The organism is Mesorhizobium sp. M7A.F.Ca.US.005.03.2.1, from assembly GCF_003997795.1.
In the GTDB taxonomy this organism is placed as follows: Bacteria; Pseudomonadota; Alphaproteobacteria; order Rhizobiales; family Rhizobiaceae; genus Mesorhizobium; species Mesorhizobium ciceri.
Genome location: NZ_RZRP01000797.1, coordinates 1 through 2,911, shown reverse-complemented (window position 1 = coordinate 2,911; position 2,911 = coordinate 1). Strand labels below are relative to the sequence as shown.

Below are 2,911 nucleotides of genomic sequence, written 5' to 3'. Positions count from 1 at the left end.
TCCCTGGAGGAGTTGCCTCCTGGTTGGGTTGAACAGATTGGACGACATTTCTTCCTCCCGGTTGCTGTCGTTGTCGAATGCGTCGCGACCGCGACGCGGCTCATGCTTCCTCAGATTTGCAGCGCCAGCCGGCGCGCCTTGTCGATGTGCAGGCTGATCGCCTCGACCGCCTTCTGCGGGTCGCGGCTTTCCATGGCTTCGATGACCGCAAGGTGCTCACGCATGACCGGCACGACGCGCCCGTCGATGCGGAAGCGCTCCTGATGGATCAGCCGGATCTTCACCGAGTTGACCAGATAGGCCTTGGCGATGATCTCGTTGCCCAGCGCATCGATGAAAGTGTCGTGCATCGCCCAGTCGATGCTCTGCGCCCTGGCTTCCATTTCCGGCGTCGGCGCCTGCGAAAGGGCTTGAGCCAGCATCTCCTCGTGTTCGCGCCGCAGGCGGGCAAGTTCGTCATCGGAAGCGCTGGCGGTGAACAGCGCCACCGCTTCGCGCTCCATGAACAGGCGGAACTGAAAAGCCTCGCGGATCAGGCTGATGTCGATATGGGCGATCTGCATGCCGCGCTGCGGGATCGTCGTCAGAAGCCCTTCGGCCTCGAGACGCGGCACGATTTCGCGAATGGCGCCGAGCGGCAGACCGGTGAAGGCGACCAGTTCGCGCTGCGATACGAACTGGCCCGGCAGCAGATCGCGGGCCAGCAAATGCCGCGTGAAGCTGGCATAGGCTTTTTCCCTAAGCGTGGTCGGCTCGCTGCCGTCTTCCATTTCAGCGCGTATCCCTTTGCTGGTCAGGCTGATTCCCTGGCAAACAGCCCATGATAGGCGTCAGCCAGCTGTTGTCGCCCCTGCGAACCGATCGGCTCCAGCGGCGGACGGACCGCCAGCCAGCGGTCGTCGCTGGTCTTGCGCGCCACCATGACCTTCACCGCCGGCGTTACCGGGTGTTTGAGCAATTCGAGCACGAAACGCTCGACGCGTGTGTCGTCGCGTCCGTCCTCGGCCATGGCCCGGATTTCGCTGGTAACGAAATTGGCCATGCCAGAGATTGCGCCTTGAGCGCCAATTCGCACGGCTCGTGCCAGATGCCGCTCGTCACCGATCAAGATCACCAGATCGCCATGGGCGCCGAGCAGCGCCTCGCTGTAATCCCAATCCCCGCCGGAATCCTTGACCCCCGCAAGGACATCCGGAAAAGCCGTACGCAATCGGCCGATCAGGTCAAGCGAGAGCTGCACCATGGTGACCGACGGGATGTTGTAGAGCAGAACGCCACGGGCGAGGGGACCGAGCACGGCAAAGACAGTGGAAAACCAGCCGAAAAGACCATCGTCGCCGACATTCTTGAAGTAGCTCGGCGGCGCCAGCAGAATGTTGCGGGCGCCGCGCTGCAAGGCATGCCGGGCCTGCTCAGCGGCGTCTTCGGCCGCATCGACCAGCACGCCGGCAACAAGCTGATGCGGCAGGATGCCGGCGGCCAGCATGGCTTCGGTCACCGACCGCCGCTCCCCGGTGCCAACCGATGCGCCTTCGCCGGTGGTGCCAAAAAGCGTAACACTGGTGCACCCCTCCGCCAGGCAACGCTTGGCCTGGGCGACCATGAGGGCGGTGGCGATCTGCCCGGAGGCGTCAAAAGGCGTGGCAAGGGCGGCCGAAAGGCCAAAGCGTGATGTCACCGGAAGTCTCCGAAAGAGGTTCGGAGGCAGTGATATCTCACTAACATGTCAGTTGTAAATCTGGTTGCTGCGTTTTTTCTGCCCCCGGATGACGTGGGCGAATCTTCTTGCTGGGAAGCGAACAGCGTCACACCGGAGGTGTCGGTCAGACAGAAGAATCCCCAAACACCAGCGAAACATGTCCTCCCGCATGGCGCTCGAGCCGGCCGGCGAGGTCGAGTTCCAGCAGCACCATGAACACTTGGGCCGGGTGCAGGCGGGTATGGCGGATGATCTCGTCGACCGGCACTGGCGTCGGGCCGAGCGCCTCGATGACGCGGGCGCGGTCGCTTTCGCCGGGCGGTGGTGCGGCCAAGAAGTCGGGCGGCTCTTCGAACGGCGGCACGTCGGGCGCTCGCATGCCGGTCAGCGGCGCGATTGCCCTGGAAATATCCGATGCCTCGGTGACCAGGGTGGCGCCCTCCTTGAGCAGGCCGTTGGCGCCGGCGGCGCGTGGATCGAGCGGTGAGCCCGGTACAGCGAAGACCAGTCGGCCCATTTCGCCGGCAAGCCTGGCGCTGATCAGGGACCCAGAGCGTTGCGCTGCCTCGACCACCACCAGCCCAAGGACCGCACCCGCGACAAGGCGGTTGCGGCGCGGAAAATCCTGAGCGCGCGGCTGCCAGCCGAACGGCATCTCCGAAATGATGGCGCCACGCTCGGCAATCTCTTCGCACAGGCCTGCATTTTCAGGCGGATAAGGCTGGTCGAGGCCGCCGGCCAGCACGCCGATCGTGCCGGTCGCAAGACTGCCCTGATGCGCCGCTGTGTCGATGCCGCGCGCCAGGCCGGAGACGATTGCGTAGCCGTCGCGGCCGAGGTCGGCTGCCAGCATGCGCGCCATCTTGATGCCGGCCAGCGACGCGTTGCGTGCCCCGACTATGGCGACACCCGGCAGCCGGAAAACAGCTGCGTTGCCCTTTACCGCCAGCAGGGGCGGCGGATGATCCATGTTGCGCAAGAGGGGTGGGTAGTCTGCTTCACCGATGCCGACAAAGCGGGCGCCGGCCTTTCCAGCTGTTTCCAGTTCGGCCTCGGCCTCGGCAACGGACGGGATGCGGGCGATCCGGATGGCGCCGCCCGAAATCATCAGTTCCGGCAGTATTTCAAGCGCCGCTTCGGCTGAGCCGAAGCGGTTGATCAGGTCGCGAAAGGAGGCAGGGCCGACATTCTGGGTGCGGATCAGTCGTAGCC

3 protein-coding genes are annotated in these 2,911 nt (G+C 64.7%); all 3 read right to left on the bottom strand.

The genetic code is table 11. From position 1 onward, the window contains the following. Positions 1-110: 110 nt before the first annotated feature. Positions 111-770: a GntR family transcriptional regulator gene (locus EN991_RS30480; RefSeq protein ID WP_064995846.1), complete on the bottom strand. Its 660-nt coding sequence runs from the start codon at positions 768-770 to the stop codon at positions 111-113. A gap of 23 nt (positions 771-793) precedes the next feature. Continuing rightward, positions 794-1,678: a dihydrodipicolinate synthase family protein gene (locus EN991_RS30475; RefSeq protein ID WP_127370137.1), complete on the bottom strand. Its 885-nt coding sequence runs from the start codon at positions 1,676-1,678 to the stop codon at positions 794-796. 145 nt (positions 1,679-1,823) lie between these two features. Next, on the bottom strand, positions 1,824-2,911 hold a 1,088-nt coding region (dprA, locus tag EN991_RS30470; RefSeq protein WP_127370136.1), incomplete at its 5' end, for a DNA-processing protein DprA.